Origin of the sequence: Bdellovibrio sp. HCB288 (genome assembly GCF_047305935.1) — a bacterium.
In the GTDB taxonomy this organism is placed as follows: Bacteria; Bdellovibrionota; Bdellovibrionia; order Bdellovibrionales; family Bdellovibrionaceae; genus Bdellovibrio.
The window spans coordinates 3499250-3521783 of the sequence record NZ_CP178619.1; the positions used below are offsets into that span (position 1 = coordinate 3499250).

The window sequence follows — 22534 nt, forward strand, 5'->3', positions numbered from 1 at the left end:
TGATGAGAAACGTTCGCAAACTTCTACTGACTTTGACTGTATTCACCACCACTTGGGCCCATGCTTTCGTGGAGCTGGAGGCACGTCAACCCTTGGAAGTTGAAGGCGGCATCCTTTCCCCTTACTGGGCGCAGGAATATGTCGGCGCCGACCTGGTGAAAGAAGATCTTCGAAAAATTCCCGGCCTGCAAGCAGTGCCGTTTTCAATTTTGGATAATGGCTTTGAAAAACAGTACATCAACCTGACTCGCGAAATCCCTTTCGATATTGAAGCCGATCGTGGTCGCAAGCTAACTGCCAATCATGGTACCAACGTTGCCAACATCATCAATGGGCCAGGCATGATTTCCATGTCGGAGCTGGTGGACTATGTTCAGCTTCGCAAAGTTTATCCCGGTGCTTTTTACATCAACGCCATCAATGAAATCCGCATTCTGCCAACACCACCGCAAGTGATCTCAAACTCCATGGGCTGGCCCGACGGGCGCATCAAGGAAATGGCGAAAGAGATGGATGCCAAGGGCATCATCTGGGTGTTTGCCGCTGGCAACGATCACCCCGAAGCAATCGACGACTTTGAACGAACGTCTGCGGTGATATCCGTGGGCTCTTACTCCCCGCGTGGTTTTCAAACTGTTTACTCTCAGGAATCCAGCGACCTGGATATCCTGGCACCTGCTGATGACTACCAGGCTTCAATCAATGGGCGTGGTGAGCATGGACTATTTGGTGCAACCAGTGGTGCCACACCAATGGTATCAGGCACGATTGCCAATCTTAAAGCCCTGCTTCCAACTATGAATCGCCAACAAGCAGAACTGCTACTTAAAAGAACGGCGCTGCGCTCGCTTCACCAGCTTTACTCAAAGACCAATAAAACGGGCCTGCTAAATTCCTACAAGGCAGTCCAAGTTGCGATTCGTATTCGTCTTGCCTGTCACAGCGATGCGGAATGCGTTCGCAAGGAAATCGATAACAAACTGAATTACAGATTTGCAGAAGTCGCAATGAGCCCACTGACATTGCAAGTGTGCACAGACAGCTCCCTGAAGCTTGCAAAAGACGACATGCAGACTTTGCGCAAAAACTTTTTCTTAAATCCTCAGGACACCCGTTTCGCCAAGTTGCTATCCTGCGCCTATCGTAACGAGGGATACTCCATCAACTCCGATTATTACGATACACAGAGTTTAATTCCCACCCATCCCGAAATGGTGCAGATGAAAATCCAAAAGCAGGCTGTTCAAGCGGTCGCCCATGAATACACCAACAGCTCCGCCCTGCGGGACCTTGAACTCTTGGACGAGTCCTTCACCAAGGCCCTTCAACAGGCCTTGCAGACGCAAACAGGCATGCCTCGCTACAACGTCGAGCAATACCTGGAGCGTCTAAAGCAAGTGCAACCCATCAAACTCGGTCGTCAGGCAAAATAAGCTCGCGATCTCTATTCGCGAACGAACTTCGCGATCTCTATTTGAGACGTGGCTTATTTTTAACTTTTCCCCCAACCCACTGCCCTTTATCCTATTGCAAATCCAGGAGAAAGTTTCAGTATGTTGGGGATTATCAGTAAATCAATCGCGGTGGTCATCGTTATAGCATCCTTGTTTTGCAGTGCTTACGCTTTTGCAAGCGACGAAGAGGATACGATCAGTGCGATCGAAAAAACGCAGCAAGACCTGCGAAACGCACAAGCCCGCCAGGGCATGATTAATAGTTCCAAAGAGGCCTCTAAGGCTTCTGAACAAGTCAAAGCCATCACCGGAAACTCTGCCAACGAGCAAGAACTTTACAATCTTGCCGCGGATGTTTTGGGTAACATGAAGGGACTGACTTCAGAGCAACTGGAGCAAGTCATTAAACAAGCGCAAAAAGATCCAGAGGGCTTTCTAAAAACCTGGAGCCCGGAACAACGAAAGAAACTGGAAGGCCTGGCCGAACGGGTCCCGGCAGCCAGCAAAGGCAAACGACCTTAATTGACTGATACCCGATTCAATTCCATCCTAGATAAATGAAAACAATCTATTTCGCTGCCGCGAGCCTGGATGGATACATTGCCGATAAAAATGATTCCTTGGAGTGGCTGTTTAAAAACGGCCCTGCTGATTTAAGTTTCATCAAAAGCTTCATGGACGGCATTGGTGCTCTTGCAATGGGGGCCTCAACCTATGAGTGGCTCCTGAGCTATAACAATAAAAATAATGAGCCCTGGCCGTATAAAATCCCCTGCCTGGTTTTTACTCATCGAAAGCTGAACCCAGTTGAAGGAGCAGACATTCGCTTCGTTCAGGGGGATGTGGGACCTCACCACAAGGAATTAGTCCGACTGGCCAATGGTAAAAACGTGTGGTTGGTCGGTGGTGGCGAACTGGTGGGGCTGTTCCATGACCAGGGCTTATTGGATGAAATGCAAATTCAAACTGTGGCAGTATTCTTAAACGAGGGCAAAAAGCTCTTCTCCCGCCGAACGGAGACTGCGTTTAAGATCAAGCAAATCAATCAGCGCGGCGACACCTGTGTAGATGTGGTTTATTCGGTGAAATAAAAAGACCAGCGCTATCGGCCCAACTTTTGCGCATCGCGCATCATTGACGGACTCAGCAGCCCAAGGTTAACTTGATCCTCGGTGCGCGCGGATGGTGGAATTGGTAGACACGTACGTTTGAGGGGCGTATGCGCAAGCGTGAGGGTTCAAGTCCCTCTCCGCGCACCAATTCCGACAGTACTCGAACCCACACGGTTGAGATATTGAGACAGAAAAGCTGACTTTCGAGTCGGCTTTTTTTATGCCCTGTCATTGCGGAACACCCTGTATTTGGTCTTTGCTGACACCGGCCGCGAGATTAACGGGACTTGCACACTGCAATAAATTTCTAAAGTACCAGCACTGTGGTGCCAAATTGTCGACTGGTTGAATGGCACGACCACTGCAGTATCTCCTATTGCCACTTAATTGGTGGCAATTTTAAACCACGGGGGAAAATAATGAAAAGAATTTTAATCGCACTGGTATCTGTTATGGCGTTTGCACAAATTGCTCAGGCACAGGCTGGCTATTATAACGAAGACTACCGACCTGCAGGCATGGATCGTCGCGGTTGTGATGACCAAATCGATGAGCCTCAAGTGGAGTACATGGACTGCGATTCAGAAAATAACAAATACAATGAGTGTTGGGTTAATGGACGTGGAGTAAGATCAATTAGATTATACCGTAAAAACTCTCACTCTGAATGTGTTGCAAACAAAAGCTTCGGATTTAAAGGAAGCGTAATTTGGGTAGATAAAGGTTGCAGAGCAACTTTCGAAATCAAACGATAAAAATCTAATGCATTAAAAAATGAGGCAGGATAATTTCCTGCCTTTTTCTTAGCCTTGAGGCCGCGAATACACCACAGATCGCCAAAGGAAGTGCTAGCAAAAATCATTATGCTGCACTCCCCGCCCCGACACAGGCCCCGAGGCTGGTTAACAGGCAAGACTCAGCCAAATCATATATATTCATATCGCGGCGGCGGCCGTATAAAGATCAAACAGTCGTACACTATTTATGAACAAACAGTATACTAATTAAGAACATCTATCTTTTTTTGGATAATCTCCGAGGGTATACTGCATTTGAAGTTAGAAATAACAAACGTATCTAAATAAATAGGAGTATTCGATGAAACAAGTATTCTGTGCACTTTTAATGTTGGGTCTTGGTTCTACAGCCTTCGCGGCAAAACCATATTATATCTGCAGCCTGAAAAATGTTGGTAATGCGGTCCAGGCGGATTCTGAAATCCTGGTTCAATTCAACGACAACCAAATCGCCATCAAGGGCGCTGGTGCAACTGGCACATGTATTGGTGCAGTGAAGTGGATGGGCAGCGATGGTCACTACGGTGCAGATTTCACTTACAGCAAAGCCAACCAAGGATGCCAAGCATTTAACAATGTTCAGTGGTTCTCCACCAACCAAGGTTTCGCGGACATCCACCCAAATTCAACTGTGGCGTTGGACCAAACCTATACTACGGGCGTTTGGGCTCGCTACACGTGCAAATAGTAGAATAGAAAAACGAAGCATGGTGAACCTTCAGTTATTCACGATGCCTCATGTACGGTTCGTTTAAATAGCTCTACAGCTATTGTCGAATAGAGTAGGTTTAAAAGCTGGTCGTTCTCTATGGGACGACCAGCTTTCGATATTTCATTTGCCAACCTATCAATGCAATGGCTATGAGCGTGGTATTGTCGTGATCGTTCAATACTATCAAGGCCAGTGTCGTTAAAAGGGAGAATAATCCACATCGCAACCTTCCTGTCGACCCCGTAGACAGCCGTGATTTTCTTTCAATATTAACAGTTTAAAACAAATCAAATTTTAACAACTGCTACATTGACCTCTATCGAGGTCACTTGTGCGTTCATCCACCTTCAAATTCCTTATCCCATTCTTAGCCTGCCTAGTGTCAGCACAGGTTTGGGCGCAAAGTATTGAATCGGACTTTATGGCGAATCAATGCCCCGAGATTCCTTCCTTTTCCTCTGTGAATTTATGGCAAGATAGCAATGACCTGACTGTTTCTTCCTGCAATTTCGCGCTGAAACTGGCCGCCGTTGTCGAGTCGATTTCCGCCTGGGCCCCCGTCTCGGAGAAAGTCGTGTTGGCATTAAAGCATTCAGCCAGTGGTGCATCCTACGATGGCGTGGCTGTGCTTTCGGCTGCAGAATTCCTGTATATTGAAGACTCCGGTGGCAAGGAAAAACATCTGCGCAGTGAAGCTGGCAATCTAACGACCTTTGCCCACGAATACGGTCACGTGATTTTTACCGACTGGCTGACCCGTGATATCCCCGAATTCAAAGCCATCCGTGAGGGCATCGCATCACCTATGATCGCAAACCAAAAGGTTTACTTCCTGGCGAATCAACGAGCTTTGATTGAAAAGCGCATTATCGCAGCCTCCACTCCATCCCACCTAAAGCATCTTTTGGAAAAAAAACAGGAAATAGAACGTCAGCTGGCGCAGGCCTATTTTGAAGCGGGCGAGTTTTCCGCAGAACAAAATCGCATCCTGAATTTACTCGCCCCTTACCACGAACTCTTTGCCGACGTGGTGGCCGTGCTTTTTGCCGAAGATCCACAAGCCATGCGTAAAGCCGTAGAGCTCCCTTGCAGCTCCGCCAAAGAAGCCTACATGGCCGCTGCCCGCGATTTCACTGCCCACCACGCACATGACCATTGGAATGACTCGACTCCGCATTACATGTTTTCTCCGGTTCGCAGCGAGCTTTATACGCATCACTGGATCAAGGGATACTCTGCCAAGGCAAAGCGCGACTATTTGTTAAAAGTCTACAATCTGTTGCGTGAAGATATTCTGGCCCGCTGGTACCAAAAACCAACATCCGTTCGCGACGCCAATAAAAAGCTGATCGAACGAATCACAAGAACTCACAGGTAGGCGATCCCCCATTTACTCTTTTTGAAAAAGCCTGTTAGTCTTCAGCACACCCTATGAAGATCAGACTGTTGCCAATCCTCGCACCGGGAACATTCTCGGGGTATAAAGACTGATCTTCGCTTTGATAGATGGTCACCGAACCATCGTTAAAGACTTGATGCAATGGAAGCTCGAAATTTCCTTTAACATGAATAAGAGCCAAGGTGCCCTCATTGCTTAAGGTCACCTTATAGCGCTCATCTTGAGTGCTTTGCCCCAGGGTGATTTCGGCCTTGTCACCCAACTGCACACTGCTTTCATTCAAGAAATAGCTAAAGCCAGCCGCATAGACAACCATGCAAGTTTTCTGTGCCGCAAAGGTCTGCGCACCCACCATCATTGAGAAAATAAAAGCCATATATTTCACGATCACCGCCTCGGAATTCAATCTCTGTTTTACTGCGAATCTCGTTCCACGATCAGTAGAGTCTTAAACCCCACACGCATGATGTAACTGTCTATGATCAAGACACCAGGAGTATTTTTTACCTTGGGATGGTCTCACCCCACAATGTAATCACTGATGTCTCCGATGAAAACTTTAAAGTTTACCAAGTCATTGCCGCAGCTCAAGACAACGCCAGTTAAAAAAAAGCCACTGAAGATCTCAGTGGCTTTTTTGTTTCATATCTTTGTACACTGGTAAAATGAAGCTTCATTATTTTAAAACCCAATCAGAATTAAGACGCTGGCTTACGAAAAATCACGATTCAATCTCTGAGTTATGGATTGGATTTTATAAGAAAAATTCTGGGAAATCCGGAATAACCCCCGCCGAAGCCCTGGACGAAGTCCTATGTTTTGGTTGGATTGATGGAATCAGAAAGTCCGTTGACGAGATTTCTTATTGCAATCGCTTTACTCCCCGCCGCCCAAAAAGTGTCTGGTCAAAGATCAATACCCAGCACGTGCAACGCCTCACCAAGGCGGGACTGATGATGCCTGCGGGTTTGAAAGCTGTTGCGGATGCAAAAAATGATGGCCGATGGAAGAAGGCCTACAACTCGCCAAAGTCGATGGAAATCCCGGATGATTTTCTAAAAGCCTTGAACAAAAACAAGAAGGCCAAGGCCTTCTATAAAACCCTAAAAAAGGCGAACCTCTTCTCTATTGCATTCCGACTCCATAATGCAAAGAAGGCGGAAACACGGGAAAAATTGAAACTGAAAATCCTCCAAATGCTGGAAGATGGCATTACGCCCTTCACAAAGTCATAAACCCGAGTCCCAATTCTACCCGGACGCCTTCAATCTCCCTGATCACCCACATTGGTCCAACAATTCACACACTTGGTTCCTGACGGATAGGCCATGCCGTTTCTAATATTCCCCATATCGAAAGCCTTCGCTTTGACTGAGGAAGACCTTCCAGCGGGCGCTCTTTTAGCAGGCTTGGCGGCTTTTGCAACCATACGAGTCTTCATAGCTCGTTTACTTTTCTCGAGCACCGGCACCTTCTTCATTGCGACAGGAGCTGCAGGCTTCACCTCAACCACCACCGGCGCAGAAATTTTTTGAACCGTAGCCGGAGTGCTACCTGCAACGACGGCCGTGGCAGACTCGGTGTTTTTCACAGGGATCGCGCTTTTTCCAACGGTCAACCCACTAAAGAGTATTGCCGTCACCGCAATCGAACACAGCGTGAAAAACCCAAAGGACCCTGACTTGGGAGGTGGCCTTCTGGGGTGCCGATAAAAAGGGACCGTAGGCACCGGTCGCGGCGGCACAGGTGAGACCGATAGTACCTTGGTTAACATATTCTGCGCCGGAAAATCCGGAGGCTTCGGCGGCACAAGTTGACTTGCCAGCTTTTCCAAAATCACACCAGTACTGAAGGACCCTTCCAAAATCTTGGTGTCGAATTCGTCAAGCTCCCCCACGTCCTCGGAGAAACCTTCCTCATCAACCTCTGTCACCACTGTGCGATCCGCATAATCCACAAACTGTCTGATATGCTCAAGGTTGCTATTGTAAGTCGTTGAGAAAATATCTTTTAAATAATCTGCAAATGCCAACGCCGAAAAATCCGGATGCAAGGCTGACAACAAAGTTCCCAACAGTCTAGCCAGCTCATTGGCATCACTTGCGCGCTTTTCAGTTTCTTGATGAAGCATGATGGGCAAAACATCCCACAACTCCTCAGCGCGGCCCTGAAACTTCATCTTCTCTAAACCACTGACCACATAGGCCAGGATCGACTGCTTAACATCATTCGTGGTCGTACCTGCAAAGAAGCGTTCGTTCGTGATTAGCTCCCAATATACCACGCCCAATGAAAAGATATCAGAGCCACTGCCGAGCTCATACCCCTGCACCTGCTCCGGACTCATGTAGGCTACTTTACCCTTGATCTGCCCGGCCGTCTCAAGAGCGTTGTCCTTTTGCTTTTTGGCGATACCAAAATCGATCACCTTCACTTCGCCCTCAAAGGACAAAAGAATATTGTGCGGACTGATGTCCCGATGAATTAACTTTAGCTGCCGCCCCGTCTGTGGGTCGACGGACTGATAAGCATAGGCCAATGCCAACGACACCTGATGAATGATGTACAACACAAAGGAGGAATTTAGCTTTTCATTGCGTTCCTGAAGATAAGACATCAACTCCCGCAGAGTGACACCATTGATATATTCCATCGCCATGTAAGCGCGATTTTCAAACTCGCCAAAGTCGTGGATCTTAACGATGTTCTGATGACTTAAATTCGCACTGATGCGGATCTCATTAAAGAACATCTCCTTCAACTTTTCCCGGTCTCCATCCTGAAGGGAAGTTTTGACGGCGGCCAGCTTACTGACTCCAAATCGGGACTCCGTTTTTCCTAAATAGACTTCGGCCATACCGCCTTCGGCGATACGTTTAATGATTTGATAGGGTCCGATTTTCTTTGGCGTGTTCATCTTGGTTTAACTATTCGGCACCAATTTCAGGACTCATTATAGGTATTTTGTGTTTCAGAATGAGTTTTCACTCGAAAAAAGCATCGCTGTCAGGACGACATAGTCACATAACTACGCGCCACATGAGGAGAAAAATTACTCAAGCACGCTTTTTGAAGTAGCCTTAAGGTTTTTTCCGGACGGATTCTGATTTTTTTAATTGGTAAAACATCGCAAAACAATTCGACGTATTTTCCTCGGAAAAGATCAGAAAATGTATAGAGAACAAGCACATCCGAAATCGCATGAAAATAAAAAGCCACCGCTAAGGAGCAGCGGTGGCTTGGTGTTTTGAAACATACTGAACAGCTGAAAGAATCTATTTTACGGAATAGATCAAGCTTCCGCCTTTAAGCATCGTGATAACTTTCGTTTTCAAAGAAGAAGCGACCGCCGGACAACCCCAGCTGCGACCTTGAATCACGCTGCTTTCTTTTACATAAGAAGCTCCGTGAATAACGATCGCACGACCACGAGCATTTGAATTCGTGGATGACATGCCATCAAGTCTTAGGGAAAGACCGTTGGAACCGTTGTAAGTGCTTCCTGTCAGGAAGTAGCCGACCGAAGACGCTTTGGAACCGGACACGTTACTGAACTTTTCTGCATAACCATCATGGTTGGAGTCAGAACCTTTACCATGAGCCACGCGGATGCTCCAAACTTTACCCGTCGCCATATCGATGATATGAAAACGTGCTTTTCTGGAACTTTGTGAGTAGTCGATCACAGAAACATACTTTTTGTTTTTGATCTTTGATTTATTGTTTTCGAAATATACCAAGGCATTTCCAAGGGCCGTTGTTGGAACAACACGGTTTGGATCCACGTAGCTATATTTCGCAAGAATGGAAGCGCGGCTGGATACTGACAGGTCCGCTTCCTGCTCAACAGTGTCATCGATCATGCTTTCTGGAGCATCGTTTTCGCTTTGATCATCGGCATTGAACGCTTGTTCGTCGGTTGTATCGTCTGCCAATGTTTGGGTTGTTTGTTCATCATTCAGTGTTTCGGAAGCAGCATCTGATGTGCCACCTTGACCACAAGCTGCAAGAGTAAGGAAAGCGGTTACAGCAAGAGTGTTCACTAGGGTTCTTTTAGTCATTCATCCTCCATGATTTTGACTTTGTGTTCTCCGACAAATCCTAACGAAGAGTTCTTACAAAGCGGCAATTATCATGGAAGAAATGAAAATTTTCGGACCAACCTCCGGGTCTAACTTGAGAAGGACTTTGATAAGAATGAAGTTTCAGATTTTAAGGTGAGCGTATTCGGATTTAACCCGGGAGAATTCAACAATATCTCTTATTTTTTAGAGCGCAAAATAGCGTCATCCAGACTGCCATTGGCTTTCATCGCGGTGATGACTGCACTAAACTCTTTGGCCAAACGACGGCCTTCCTCGGTATCTTTGAACGCGTAGTAAACATCCTGCTTAGAGAGTGGTGTATCTCGATCAAAGGTGATCCCATTCACACGACTGAGTTCCAAAGCCCGCAGTCCTGAGCGTTCTTCGACAACAAAGGCATCAATATTTCCATCCGACAGCTTTTTCATATTTGCAACGTCATTCTCGGAAAAGACGAATTTGATTTTCTTGTTTGAAGTCAGCGCCACAGCATAGGGATAGCGAAAGGTTAAGCCGACTTTTTTACCTTCAAGGTCCTTGATGGTTTTCAAAGGTTTCTCTTTTCGATAAAAAACGAAGTCGACCTTTTCATAGAACGGAACGGTTTTGATCGCATTCGTTGGAGTGTAAACATCCAGTGCCGGAAAGAAGGCGTTGGATTGACCTTTACTGAAACTTAGAATCGCCCTCCCCGTGGGCATCACCTGAATCAGAATTTCTGTTTTGGTGCGCTTGGAAATTTCTTTGGTCAAATCAATAAACAATCCCACCTCCGCACTTTCCACCATCAAGGGAATGGGAAAGGTCACGAAGGTCACGAAGGTCACTTTGGCATAACCCACGCAAGACAGCAGAGATAAGATCAGGACCAAATACTTTCCCATAATCTAACGGGTCACCACGATGGTGATGTAGTCCGCCGCCTGGGCATTCAGATGAACTATGTTGAACGCTTTTTCTTCAAGCACTTTTCGAATCTCTATTTCAGAATAGAAGTGAGTCACCTGAATGCCAGTTCGCTGTTCTCCCGACCCTTTAGGTACCGCCAAAAATAGCGCCCCCTTATTGGGCAAAATCAGGTGCAGAACCTCCAATGTGTGCTCCAAATCCGTATCAGATTTGTGCTCAAAAGCGGATCCGGCCCAAATGCCGCCAATTTCTTTTGGCAGCTTCAGCACACCCAATTCCTCGGGAGCCCCCTCAATCACCTGATACCCGGCACTTCTCCATTTTTCAATCCGATCCGGATGGTTTTCTACGATAACGATTTTTAGGCCCCGTTTGCTGAACTTCTCCGGCAAATTATTGATGCCCGCGCCGATCACCAGAATTGTCTGATCAATGTTTACAAATGATAAGAAACTCTGAACTGAACTCTGCGCCTCCGGTGGGATATCAGAGGTCTCTAGGTTTTCCATTTAAGTCTCCTTACATTTCATTGTGAAGAGCCCTTGAGGGAGGTTCAAAATGTATTATTGCGTTTATAGCGAAAAGAATGCTTATCAATAGATAGTTTCCCTGTAGAAATGCCACTTTAATACTAAGAATTTGTGTCAGAGATCACTTTCAGCGATGATCCCGCCATGAACAGAATCGCAATACTATTCACATGGGCTTTAGTTTCTGCATTCACGTCTCCAGCCTGGAGCCGCGAGCTTTCCGTTCTATTCCTGGGTAACAGCTACACCCATCTTCCTGGCTATGGTACTGCGGAGGACCCTGCGTTGCCGCGTATGATCCAGGAGATCGCAAAATCCATCGAGCCCGATTTGCAAATTAACTATGAATTCAACGTTCCCGGTGGATACAGTTTTGAACGCCATTACTACAACGAGCAGACCAAAGTTCTAATCACGAAATCCTACGACCATGTTATCCTGCAAGGCCACAGCATTGAAGCCCTGGAGTTGACGCCTTGGTGGGAGAAGTCTGGCAACAGAGGAGTGAAGAGCTTTTCAACTTATCTGCCCAAGATTCTGGATATCGTTTTTCAAAACAACTCCGATGTGACTCTGTATGTAAATTGGGGCTGGGGCCTTCAGCACGAAATGTTCACCGCTGACCATCCCGGCTTGCGCTTCCCTGAAGACAGCGACAAAGCAGGACAAACATGGTTCGGTGGCGACAAGGATACTCTGCAAAATCAAATCGATGAAAGCTACCGCATCCACACTCAAAATCACAATGCCAAGCTCGCACTGGTGGGCCGTGCGTGGCTGAAACTTCAGGAAAAAGGGATCGTGAGCGAGAGTGAACTTTACCGGGCGGACTGGAGTCACGCGACGCTGTTAGGTGGATATATCTCAGCACTGATTTTGACCAGAGATGCCCTGGGCATGGACATTTCAAAAAACACCTTCATTCCTGCAGGAATCAACCCTGAAAAAGCCAAATCCATTCTCGAAGCCTTAATAAATTGAATTGACCACTGAGTTGACGGCCTCCCTTTTTGCGCCGGCGGAAATTGTCCCTCCCCCCATCAGATGCAATATATTCCCCTATAGCTGGTATATCCCCTGCAAGTCCGGAGTCGAACTATTAAACTCCGGAGACCCCATGAAACTAATGAGTAAATTTCTGATTCTTTCTTTTGCATCCTGCTTCGCTTTTTCAGCTCAGGCGGCCCGTGGTACTGACGGTATCGAAGGCGTACTGGAAATCCCCGTTCATGCCGGAAAAGTCGAAATGACAGAGTATTCTAAACTTGCGGGCGGCATTCATCTTCGCCTTGATCCTACAGGAGCCCTGGGGCTTCATTTAAAATGCCACAGTGGCTTTGGCAAGACCACGCTGATGGTGTTCTTCAAGGGGAACCTTCTATCCTCGCAGCTGACGGGCTCAGTTGACAGTATGGAGTCCTGCGCACAAACTCTTAATACCGTTGCCGAGGCAGTTCAAGCCGGTGCAACTGTGGTTCGTTTTGAGGTTCACAACAATCAGACTTTGAAAATCACCACGAACAACTAAACTCATCGGGGGCTCGGAAAATGTTATATCGCTTTCAAATCGAACTTTCTGACATTGATCGCGGTGTTTACGAGTCCCTTGATTTTCGCGTGGCCCAACATCCCTCGGAAACATACCCGTATATGTTAAGCCGGGTGCTGGCCTACTCTTTAGCCTATCAAGAGGGATTGGAATTCACTCCGGGAGGACTTGCCGATCCGGAAGCCCCCGCTCTAAGAAAAATAGGGCTGCAAAATTCGTTGGAACTTTGTATTGAAATCGGCAACCCCTCGGCCCGAAAACTTCACAAGGCGACAAAGTCAGCCAAGGAAGTCCTGATCTTCACCTACAAAAATCCTGAAGTGCTGCTGACGGAAATTCGCAACGGTGACGTACACCGGGCCCAGGATCTGAAGATCTATTCTTTTGATCCTAAATTCCTGGATGCTACTGGTGACTTGATTGAGAAAAACAATCGCTGGTCCCTGCTGGTGCAACAGGGCCAGCTGGATTTGACCATTGGTGATGTGACTCTGGCCAGTGAACTTAAGACGGTCAAACTTTAATCTTAGAACAAATTTATATTTGCGTTCAAACCGACATTGGTGCGATCGGCCCTCAATTCTTTGACAGCAAATTGCACATTCGGGAACAGGTAAATATCCCGGGAAATCGAAATACCCACACCGAGTGACTGAAACGGATCCTCGTGCTCAAAGGCCTCAGAACCTTCCACTTTGGTAAAGCTGAAATATCCAAATTCAGTTCTAGTGGAGTAGCGGTCGTTAAACGTGTATTGCACGAATGGCATTGCCCCCAAGACATAATCCGTGCGTTGCAACTTACCCATTTGCTTTGCGCGCGTCAGCTTTGGATCGTCGATCTCTGCAGAGTAAAACATCTTGGCCATAAATCCACCAACGCCCACCGTCCACTTTGAAGCCCCAAAGTTTTGCATGATCTGCTGATGTACCATCGCGCGACCAAACACTTTCATCAAATCCACAGAATCACTTTCCGTGGCATGCACATAGCGAACCGAAGTCATCATCATGGTGTCCAAAACCCGGTAGCCTTTTTTCCAATCCACATAGGGTGACGTCACCTGGTAGCGAGCCTGGTTGCCATCACGTCCATGACGATGATCCTCCACGGAATCAGACAGCCCTTGTAATGGGGCTACCATAGTCAACCCGGTGCCGAATCCAAGGCTGTCACTTGGTGAAAGTCGATAGTTCACACCCAAATCACCTGAGATGGAGGACATGGATTCCAACTGGCCAGTGCGACGCAGGTTCGTGGTCATCTTGCTGAAAGGTTCCGCAACGGTGCCGCCGGAATAATTGAAACGGCTTTTAAGTGACCATTTGGATTTTGAACCCAACTCCGCACGCATGCGTGCATCCGTAATTTTGTTATCAATATCCGCGGGACTTTCCTTTTTTTGATCTGAAGCCGCGGCATCGACCTTTAACACTGATGAGTTTGTATTGATTTTGACTGAAGAAGTCTGGGCCAGAACAGATCCCGAAAAAAACAATGCAAAACAAATAAGGGCCGATTTCAAGAATTGAACAAACACGCAATCACCTCTGTTAGAGTCATGTGTGCTATTAAAAATTAAAGACCCTGTCCATTGAAATAGAAGATACTTACGGGAGAATAAACTAAACCTCCCTAATAACCAGTCTCAAATAGAATCTGTTCCAATAGGCTTAAAATTCCGCCACGCAGTATCGCATTCGGGGGACTTATAATTCTCAGTTGCCATTCACGCCAAGACATCTAAATAAAAATATTTAGGCAGGTTTCGCCAGTCAAAACAACCGCTTAACCAGCATTCTCAAACCACTTTTAAAAATTTTTATTTTCCGATTAACCCCTGTCAGGGGGCAGATCGTCTTACTTACAACAGAGCATGGATGCTCTAGAGGGGGATGAAGGCCAAGGAAGGCCAGCTGATACCCTCACAAACAAGGATCTCACGAAGGAGGTACGAAAAATGGAATTGAAAGAAGTCGCAGTTTTCTGCCTCTTTTACTCAGGAGTTGTCTTATACACCCTGTGGCTCACGATGGCCCGCCGGCCAGAGCGAGTGAAGTCTAGAAAGTAATTAAAATTTTTTTTGAGGATCATGAAGGTTTGGTGGTTCCCTTCAAGATCCAGGGGGAGCAGGTGCTCCCCCTTTTTTTTGTTTTCGCACATCCATTGCTTTACGAACCCAGATCCTTTCCCTAAGCTTAAAGCATGATTGAACAACTCGTGATGCACCAAAAAGATTTTGCCATTCACTCCCGCAACGACAATCCCCTCACTCGCCTGGAACACATTGAAAAACTTGAACAGGCGATTTTGGATCATCAATCAGAACTCTGTCAGGCCCTCTATGAGGATTTCAAAAAGCCCGAAGTGGAAGCGATGCTGTCCGAGATCCTTCCCCTAATGAAAGAAGTGCGCTTCGCCAAAAAGAATATTAAAAAATGGATGAAACAACGCCGGGTTAAAACTCCGGCACTTCTGCTGACTTCATCCAGCTACACTCGATTGGAACCGCTGGGTGCCTGCCTGATTATTTCTCCTTGGAATTACCCTATTTATCTGACCCTCTCGCCTTTGGTTTCTGCCCTGGCGGCAGGGAATGGCGTCACCATCAAACCCTCGGAGTTTGCTCCGAAATGCAGTCGCATTCTGCACTCGCTGCTGGCTAAAACTTTTAAACCCAACCAGGTTTCCGTGATCGAAGGTGGTCCCGAAACCACCACAGAACTTTTAAAGCATCCCTTCGACCATGTGTTTTTCACGGGCAGCACCGCCGTTGGAAAAATCATCATGCGCGGAGCCTCAGAATATCTGGCACGCGTGACACTGGAGCTGGGTGGCAAGTCACCGACGATTGTCGACAACAGCGCGAACCTGCAGGAAGCCGCAAAGAAAATCGTCTGGGCCAAATTCTTTAACGCCGGGCAAACGTGCATTGCTCCGGACTATCTGTTCGTTCAAGCCGATGTCTACAATCACTTTGTCAGACTCCTTAAAGAGGAAATCGAAAACAGTTTCGGTAAAAGCAAAGACGCGCAAAAATCCTCAAACAGCTTTGCAAGAATCATCAACACCAAACACACGGTGCGCCTGAAGGGGCTTTTGGAAAATGCTCTGGCCAACAATTCAAGCCTTCTGTGTGGCGGTGAAGTGGATGTGGAGAGCCGCTATGTGGCCCCCACACTTTTGGATAAGGTGGAGCCTGGAACCGAAATCATGAATCAGGAGATTTTCGGTCCGGTATTGCCAATCCTGACTTTTAAAGATCTGCAGGAAGTCGTCACCTACGTCAACAATCACCCGAAGCCGTTGATGATTTACCTTTATTCAAATTCCAGCTTTAACATCAAAAAGATCACCAAGGAAACCAGCTCAGGCTCCCTTTCAATCAATGACTCTCTGATTTCATTAATGAATCCCCACCTGCCCTTTGGCGGCGTGGGCGCCAGCGGCCTGGGTTCCTATCACGGAGAATTCGGGATGGAGGCCTTCTCGCACAAGAAAGCCATCTTCAAGCAAGGCTGGGGCGGTAAAGCGATCAAACTTCTTTACCCACCCTACAATGAGGGAAAATTAAAGCTGGTAAAGAATCTCCTAAAGCTACCTTAAGCGACGGTCGCCGACGATCCATAGAAGGTCGCCAGGTTTTATAACTTCGGCAGAGTCCGGGTTGAGGATGCGTTGACCTTCGCGCTCGATACCCACCACCAGTCCGTGAGTTTTTTCGCGCAGTCCACTTTCACGAATGGATTTATTCAGATACTCCGACTGGTCATCCACGAGGTATTTGTCCAAGGTGTACTCTTCCAGTTCAGTTTCGGAAGCAGACGTATCACTCACTTGCTCAATGAAATCTTTGAATTTTGCAAGTTGATCGTCGTTACCAATCACATACAAAGTATCAAATGGCATCAGCAAAACATCGCGACCGGGCGCCATGATCTTCACACGTCCCCGTTCAATCAAAGCCACTGTCACCCCAAAACGTTCACGAATCGACAATGATGCCAAAGGAATACCCACGTAAGTGGCTTCAGCCGGAACTTTGAATTCAGTCAAATGGGCATCCCACGGCGCCAACTCCTGGCGCTGCACTTTACTATGGTCAGATTTGCTTGCATCTTCCGCCAAATTTGAAAGAAAACGATTTTCAAACCACATATAAACGGCACGCAGCTTTGTCGACAACACATAACCCACGACAATTGCCATCCACGCCGTAATTCCCAGCGCCCAGCCCAGTGGTACGAATTGCGCCACCATCGCCAGCACCAATCCCACTGCCACCGTGATTCTGGAAATCAAAAACACATAATCAGAAGTCTTACGGTGTTCTTCAGCCACAAGATTATCAAATTGTTTGGTGCGACCGAATGCCAGGGCCCACAAAAACGGTGAACTTAAAATCAAAGTTGCAGTCAAAGTCAGAAATTTTGCAGAGCCTTCCTCGACCTGATGATTCAACATATAGGGCAAGGTCACCCGGGCCATCAGCAGGAACACCCCAATCACGATGACGGCATTCAAGAAAATTTTAAAGATATAAGCGCGCACCTGGTCGCGGCTCTCTTTGTGAGCGCCAACGGCCAAGGAAAACATGCTGTAGCTGTCCAGTGATGCTATCATGGAAGCTGGCATTTTCTTTTCCAGAACCTGATAAACAGTATCAGCCAGACGAATCATGAAAGGCGTCGTGAAGGCTGTGACCACACTCACAGAAACCGCCAATGGATAAAGTTCCGGGCGCACGACTTTGAAACCAACCCCGACGGTCGCAATGATGAAAGAAAACTCCCCGATTTGCGACAGACTCATCCCCGTCTGCAAGGAGGAACGCAACGTTTGACCCGACAACAATGCACCCACCGTGACTCCCAGGGTTTTTCCCAGGATCACCAGGACTGACAACAGCAAAATCACCTGCCAGTGAGAAGAAATCACATCCGGATCAATCAGCATTCCCACGGAAATAAAAAACACGGCGGAGAACAGGTTTTTAATGGGGCTGACGAGGTGATGAATACGCTCACCCTCGATGGTTTCAGCCAGGATTGAACCAGTAATAAAGGCCCCTAAGGCCGCCGAGAATCCCACCTTCACAGCAAAGACCACCATCGCAAAACACAACCCGACTGCCACCACCAACGTGGTCTCTTCGTTCAAAAACTTCTGCGAACGCTTCAAGGCCGTAGGCAGCCAGAAAATCCCCACCACAAACCACAGCGAAAGATAGAAAGCCAGTTTCAGGAAAGACAACAGCATGTCGGTTCCTGCAAACTCGCGGGTCAAGGCGATGGAGGTGAGGAACACCAACAGCAATACTGCAACCAGATCCTCGATGACCAGCACGCCCATGACGATGCTGACGAATTTCATATTTTTGAAACCCATCTCTTCAATGGTGCGCATGGAAATGGAAGTGGAAGAAATTGCCAGAATGCCGCCCAGGAAAAGGCAGTCCATCAGATCCCAGCCCAACAGTTTACCCGTGGTGAATCCGATCAATGTCATGACACCGATTTCAAAAAGTGCGGTGAAGCTGGCAGATCCGCCAACCCGGAATAACTTCTTAAAGCTGAACTCGAGCCCCAGAGCGAACAACAGAAAGATCACACCGATTTCGGCCCACAGCTGCACACCCTCGGTGCTGGTCACAGTCCCCACCAGCCCTACCTTGGGGCCAATCAGAAAACCCGCAACCAGATATCCAAGCACCACAGGCTGATTCAATCTTTTAAAGAGAAGTGTAACGATACCCGCAGTACCAAGAATAAGAGCCAAATCACTGATCAGAGCCGGAAGATTATGCATACCCTAAAATGGTACGCCGTACCGTTTGGGTAAGCAACCCGGAAAAAAAAGGGCCCGCTGATTAAGCGAGCCCTTTGAGGTAACTGAATTTTAAAATTTAATTACTTTGCTTGAAGAGCAGCTGCTACAGCGGCTTCAGCATTTACAACACCCGCGCCGTATTCGTTGTTGGTGTTAGGACCCAATGCAGTTGCAGTGCTTTGCAAGATTTGTTTCACTTGTGCACCGTTTAGGTTTTTGTTTGCAGCTTTTACTAGAGCCGCAACACCTGCAACGTGAGGAGTCGCCATGGAAGTACCTTGGAAATCAGCGTAGTCAGTCGCAACAGTGTGTAGAGTTGCCTTAACTTCTGTGCCCGCTTTCAAGGAAGCCACGATTTTTTGACCAACAGTTTGCTCGATCATGAACACAGCCACTGGAAGGACTGTTTCATCATCAGTCAAAGCACCTTGGATCAAACCTGGAACGTTATTGTAGATAACTGCGCCAGTTGCACCCGCTTTGATAGCGTTTTGGATTTTTTCAGAGAAGTTGATTTCGCCACGGCCGATCAAAGCGTATTTACCTTTGAAGTCTTTACCTTGGAAATCAGCTGCTTTACCAAGACCCGCTTCAACCAAAACATTTGTTTCAGCTTTCAATACTTCACGAGCACCTTGGAAAGTTGTGGAATTAACTTGAGCCGTTTTACCATCAACTGAGATTTTCACAGAAGACTCACGACCAGTCCCTTGAGGAACAGAGGAAACCACACCTACGCCCGGAGCCACGATTGCCAGCTCAGGACCATATTGAGAGAAGTCTGCACGTTTCAAATCGCTGTCAACCGCACCAACTGCGATAACAGTCGGAAGAGCTGCAGGGAAAGAAACACGACCTTTACCGTCATTACCAGAAGCCGCTACAACAGTAAGACCTGCTTTTGCTGCTTTTGCGATAGCGTCTCTTTCGCCTGGAGTGGACCATGCGCCACCCAAAGACATAGAGATAACATCAACTTTTTGAGAGATACCCCAGTTGATACCAGCGGCGATAGCTGCGTTGGAGCAACCATCAGTGGAGCAAACACGGCCTGCCAAAAGTTTTGCACCCGGAGCAACACCTGTGAAACCATTGCTATCCAATACACCTGCAACAGTTCCTGCGCAGTGAGTACCGTGACCGATTTTATCAGAGAAATCAGAACCATCAGATCCACCAGTGAAATCCTGACCTCTTTCGAAGTTGGCTTTGATAGATGGGTGATTTGCATCGATACCAGTATCAAGAACCAAAACGCGTGCGCCTTGACCTTGATTGTTTTTCGCCCAGGCTTGAGGAGCTTTAACTGCCATGATACCCCATGGAGTTTTAGCGCCTGGAACTGTCGGAGTGTTTCTTACTGGAGTGGACAACCAGCCGGAAACTGGAGCTGGTGCTGGATGGAAAACTTCCTTCTCAACATAAGCTACAGATGGATCATTCTGAAGTTTTGCGATCTCGGAATCATCTTTCGCATTCACGATCAATGTATTCAGATTTTCAAGACTTTGCTCGATTTCAGCGTTTACCGGCGTCGCTACAGCGTGACCAGTTTTAAGTGCGCCAGAACCTTTAACTTTATAAGCCATGTTAGCAGCTTGAAAGGATTGCGAGTCTTTCATGATAACGATCACGCGCTCAGCTTGAGCAGAAGTCGCTACCAACAGAGACAATATTAATGAAAACAAATTAAGTTTCATGTGTGGGTCCCCCCCGTATTTTCCATGGACTCAGTTTTTTAAGTCCTTATGGAGAGGGAGTTCATTTCATGCTGTACATTTTATCAAGTACTCTTTTGGAACCACCTAAAAATATTTTTTACCGAGGAAAAAGTGAAATTATCTGTCAAAGACAAGGCTCACAGCGACAGTTCCAAAATGGCACCCCAGTTCAAAAATAGAACCTCTCGGCACGAAAGTATTAGAACTGCTTATACATTCCATGATTTTTTGTATGAATATCTGCTTAAAATTAAAACACCGCAACTGATGCGCTGCGGTGTTTTTGATGTGTTCGTGAGCAAAAAAACAGCACGAAAATCAGTGCGAATGCCCGTCAGAAGAGGATTCCGGGACCGTTTTTCCTACCGGTAAAAGGAAACTCAACGGGTGATGCAAGACTCTGCGGAAAACAGCCTTGCGAATCGCACGACGAGTCGGTGGAGTCACTCCACGGGCTTTGATAGCAACCAGGAATGCCATGGCAAAACTGACTGAAACGTTAAAGAAACCTATTATAAGGACGCCAATAACTGCTCTCCAGAATAACCAGGTTTTCAGGAAATCCACGCCCAGAACTGGAATAGCAGCACCCATTCCACCTGAGGACAATGTCACGTGACGCACATCCAAGGGGATCCCCAGGAACTTCATTATCTCTGGAGTCAGTCCCAGCAACACACCCAACGAAATGTTCCCCAGAAGGCCTGAAATATTTTTCTCAAAGAACATCGCAATACGACGGGAACCGACTTTTCCAAAAATCGTCATCAATGTCGGGCTGCGCGCCAGTGTCGTGCGCAAAGAGTTCAAGGCAAACCAGTTGTCCCCCCACCCTGCAAACAAGCTGGAGCCCCATAGTAAAATCCCCGTGAAGGCCGCGTAAATGATCGCCGGTCCAAAAATATCAACAGAAGTAAACGACTTCAAAGCAGTGGCTTCCGACATGATATGTTTTCCGGAAGCCAAAAACACAATCGAGTCCATCAGCATCGTGGTCGGTACCACCAATAGAATATTCCCGCCGACTGCCGCCACTTGCGAGCGAATCAGATGGGCAATCTCATCAACCAGCCTCTCCATCCCCTCTTCAGTTTCCACATCACGCATTTGCTCGGCCAACGCCGGGCCTGTCATTGCGGGCTGCTTGGTACCAAGAGTGAATCCGGCAAGATGAATGACCACGAAACTGATCGCATAGTTGGCCGAAGCCAAAACACCAATCATGAATTCAGAAAATCCGGTCGCCAGAATTCCGGCTTTTACATAAACCGTGAACGCAGTGACGAAACCACCGCCAGCGGCGGCCTGAACCATGCTGCGGTATTCTTCCTTGGTGCGCGTGATGTAGTGCTCACCTGTTTCGGCGGCACGCTCGACCACTTTTTGCGCCAGTAAATTAATATTCTGTGACAGCAACGCGCCGACACTTTGCAAGTCATGATTTTCTTCAATCAGACTGGCCAGGAAACTTGTCACCTTGCGCGCATCCGGCACGTCAGTGATCAGAATATCGACAAGGCTGTCGATACGTTGCAGATAAATTCTCAAGCGAGTCATCTGGAAAACCAGATTCACACTCACACCGAACTCATCCAGGTGTTTATCCACCTGAGTCAGTTCACGGCGGCACTCCCACACCATCAAGCGCAGGCGAGAGGCTTTTTCAAAAAATACTTCCGGGCGCCCTGATTGATTGGCTTCGATGAACTCTTCAAGAACCGAAACGATTCCAAAGAACGCTGAATCCCGGAAATTAGGACGATCCATACGATGGCGAATGGCTGGCGACAAACCAATCGCCCGCACCTGGATACCCAGATAAATCAGGGCATCTTCCATATCACGGTCCAGGCGGTTCCAATCGGACTCCACCGGAGAGACATGGAAATTGAATAAATTGATAATTTTCGCAAAAAGCTCGTGATCAATAGAAGCGATCCAAATCGGATCCTTCGCACTTGGGAACAGCTCCCAGAACAGGTAACCCAGCTCGTGATCCAAAGGAGGACTTGGCAGGATCTTCATCATCATACGATCCATGAACTCCCCGATCACTCCCACTTCATGAGGAAGGCCAGTCTCGGTATAAAGTTCCAAACCGCTGACGTTTTTAATCACAGAACGCAGAATGACGGCAACGTCCCGCTTCCATTCCGGATTGCGATCCAAAATCATCAATACATAGCGCAGTCGTGCAATAGCCACATGGCCTGCATCATGTTCGAAGCCGTCAGAAAGCAGCCCCTCATAGCGAATCCACCTTAAGAGACTGACCAGCCAATGAAGCTGATCTTCAAGCTCTTTTTGATCGGAGGCAAAGCCTAGCAAGGCATCCAGGTCGGCATGCACGTCGGCACGGCGTCTATACAATTTAAATCGATGAAAATACTTCTTAAGCTGCGAAAACATAACGAAATTTTGCCCGACAGTATGAGTT

At 47.4% G+C, this 22534-nt stretch carries 20 protein-coding genes and 1 tRNA gene; 12 read left to right on the forward strand and 9 right to left on the reverse strand.

What is annotated here, in order from left to right:
* Window positions 1-2: 2 nt before the first annotated feature.
* The 7 genes from ACLVWR_RS17145 (at window position 3) to ACLVWR_RS17175 (ending at window position 5453) form a co-directional block, all read left to right on the forward strand.
* Window positions 3-1433, forward strand: a complete 1431-nt coding sequence (locus ACLVWR_RS17145) for a S8/S53 family peptidase (RefSeq protein ID WP_413581811.1) — start codon at window positions 3-5, stop codon at window positions 1431-1433.
* Window positions 1434-1553: 120 nt separating this feature from the next.
* Window positions 1554-1976 carry a hypothetical protein gene (locus ACLVWR_RS17150; RefSeq protein WP_413581812.1) on the forward strand — a complete coding sequence of 141 codons (423 nt, stop codon included), beginning with the start codon at window positions 1554-1556 and terminating at the stop codon, window positions 1974-1976.
* A gap of 35 nt (window positions 1977-2011) precedes the next feature.
* Window positions 2012-2545, forward strand: coding sequence for a dihydrofolate reductase family protein (locus tag ACLVWR_RS17155; RefSeq protein ID WP_413581813.1), 534 nt, complete (start codon window positions 2012-2014; stop codon window positions 2543-2545).
* An 85-nt stretch (window positions 2546-2630) separates the two neighbouring features.
* Window positions 2631-2713, forward strand: a tRNA-Leu gene (locus ACLVWR_RS17160).
* 272 nt (window positions 2714-2985) lie between these two features.
* On the forward strand, window positions 2986-3321 hold the full coding sequence (locus tag ACLVWR_RS17165) for a DUF3011 domain-containing protein (RefSeq protein WP_413581814.1): 336 nt from the start codon (window positions 2986-2988) through the stop codon (window positions 3319-3321).
* 343 nt (window positions 3322-3664) lie between these two features.
* Entirely contained in the window at window positions 3665-4051 is a 387-nt protein-coding gene (locus ACLVWR_RS17170; protein ID WP_413581815.1) for a hypothetical protein, read from the forward strand.
* 403 nt (window positions 4052-4454) lie between these two features.
* Window positions 4455-5453 carry a hypothetical protein gene (locus ACLVWR_RS17175; protein ID WP_413581816.1) on the forward strand — a complete coding sequence of 333 codons (999 nt, stop codon included), beginning with the start codon at window positions 4455-4457 and terminating at the stop codon, window positions 5451-5453.
* A 34-nt stretch (window positions 5454-5487) separates the two neighbouring features.
* On the opposite strand, the gene ACLVWR_RS17180 is transcribed toward ACLVWR_RS17175, so the two are convergent.
* A complete protein-coding gene (locus ACLVWR_RS17180; protein WP_413581818.1) occupies window positions 5488-5859 on the reverse strand; it encodes a hypothetical protein in 372 nt (123 codons plus the stop codon).
* A 280-nt stretch (window positions 5860-6139) separates the two neighbouring features.
* Between ACLVWR_RS17180 and ACLVWR_RS17185 the strand changes: the two genes are divergently transcribed.
* A complete protein-coding gene (locus ACLVWR_RS17185) occupies window positions 6140-6709 on the forward strand; it encodes a YdeI/OmpD-associated family protein (RefSeq protein ID WP_413581819.1) in 570 nt (189 codons plus the stop codon).
* A 29-nt stretch (window positions 6710-6738) separates the two neighbouring features.
* On the opposite strand, the gene ACLVWR_RS17190 is transcribed toward ACLVWR_RS17185, so the two are convergent.
* The 4 genes from ACLVWR_RS17190 to ACLVWR_RS17205 all read right to left on the reverse strand — a co-directional run bounded on the left by ACLVWR_RS17190 (window position 6739) and on the right by ACLVWR_RS17205 (window position 10977).
* The gene (locus ACLVWR_RS17190) at window positions 6739-8391 is read right to left on the reverse strand and encodes a serine/threonine-protein kinase (protein ID WP_413581820.1); all 1653 of its coding nucleotides are present in this window, start codon (window positions 8389-8391) and stop codon (window positions 6739-6741) included.
* A gap of 358 nt (window positions 8392-8749) precedes the next feature.
* Window positions 8750-9535 (reverse strand): murein L,D-transpeptidase catalytic domain family protein, encoded by a 786-nt coding sequence (locus ACLVWR_RS17195; protein ID WP_413581821.1) that lies wholly within the window; start codon window positions 9533-9535, stop codon window positions 8750-8752.
* Between the two features lie 200 nt (window positions 9536-9735).
* Window positions 9736-10443 (reverse strand): substrate-binding periplasmic protein, encoded by a 708-nt coding sequence (locus ACLVWR_RS17200; protein WP_413581822.1) that lies wholly within the window; start codon window positions 10441-10443, stop codon window positions 9736-9738.
* Window positions 10444-10446: 3 nt separating this feature from the next.
* Window positions 10447-10977: a hypothetical protein gene (locus ACLVWR_RS17205; protein ID WP_413581823.1), complete on the reverse strand. Its 531-nt coding sequence runs from the start codon at window positions 10975-10977 to the stop codon at window positions 10447-10449.
* Between the two features lie 165 nt (window positions 10978-11142).
* Between ACLVWR_RS17205 and ACLVWR_RS17210 the strand changes: the two genes are divergently transcribed.
* The 3 genes from ACLVWR_RS17210 to ACLVWR_RS17220 all read left to right on the forward strand — a co-directional run bounded on the left by ACLVWR_RS17210 (window position 11143) and on the right by ACLVWR_RS17220 (window position 13071).
* Complete coding sequence (locus ACLVWR_RS17210; RefSeq protein ID WP_413581824.1) at window positions 11143-11979, forward strand: hypothetical protein; 837 nt, start codon at window positions 11143-11145, stop codon at window positions 11977-11979.
* A gap of 136 nt (window positions 11980-12115) precedes the next feature.
* On the forward strand, window positions 12116-12526 hold the full coding sequence (locus ACLVWR_RS17215; RefSeq protein ID WP_413581825.1) for a hypothetical protein: 411 nt from the start codon (window positions 12116-12118) through the stop codon (window positions 12524-12526).
* A 20-nt stretch (window positions 12527-12546) separates the two neighbouring features.
* Window positions 12547-13071 carry a YaeQ family protein gene (locus ACLVWR_RS17220; RefSeq protein WP_413581826.1) on the forward strand — a complete coding sequence of 175 codons (525 nt, stop codon included), beginning with the start codon at window positions 12547-12549 and terminating at the stop codon, window positions 13069-13071.
* A 2-nt stretch (window positions 13072-13073) separates the two neighbouring features.
* Here ACLVWR_RS17220 and ACLVWR_RS17225 read toward each other — a convergent pair whose 3' ends face one another.
* Window positions 13074-14087 carry a hypothetical protein gene (locus ACLVWR_RS17225; RefSeq protein ID WP_413581827.1) on the reverse strand — a complete coding sequence of 338 codons (1014 nt, stop codon included), beginning with the start codon at window positions 14085-14087 and terminating at the stop codon, window positions 13074-13076.
* A 665-nt stretch (window positions 14088-14752) separates the two neighbouring features.
* On the opposite strand from ACLVWR_RS17225, the gene ACLVWR_RS17230 reads away from it, so the two are divergent.
* Window positions 14753-16153 (forward strand): aldehyde dehydrogenase family protein, encoded by a 1401-nt coding sequence (locus ACLVWR_RS17230; RefSeq protein ID WP_413581828.1) that lies wholly within the window; start codon window positions 14753-14755, stop codon window positions 16151-16153.
* Here the strand turns inward: ACLVWR_RS17230 and ACLVWR_RS17235 are convergent.
* From ACLVWR_RS17235 to ACLVWR_RS17245, 3 genes are all read right to left on the reverse strand, one after another.
* A complete protein-coding gene (locus ACLVWR_RS17235) occupies window positions 16145-18355 on the reverse strand; it encodes a cation:proton antiporter (protein ID WP_413581829.1) in 2211 nt (736 codons plus the stop codon). The genes ACLVWR_RS17230 and ACLVWR_RS17235 overlap by 9 nt on opposite strands.
* A gap of 101 nt (window positions 18356-18456) precedes the next feature.
* Window positions 18457-20076: a S8 family serine peptidase gene (locus ACLVWR_RS17240; protein ID WP_413581830.1), complete on the reverse strand. Its 1620-nt coding sequence runs from the start codon at window positions 20074-20076 to the stop codon at window positions 18457-18459.
* A 339-nt stretch (window positions 20077-20415) separates the two neighbouring features.
* Entirely contained in the window at window positions 20416-22506 is a 2091-nt protein-coding gene (locus tag ACLVWR_RS17245) for a site-specific recombinase (protein WP_413581831.1), read from the reverse strand.
* Between the last annotated feature and the right edge of the window lie 28 nt (window positions 22507-22534).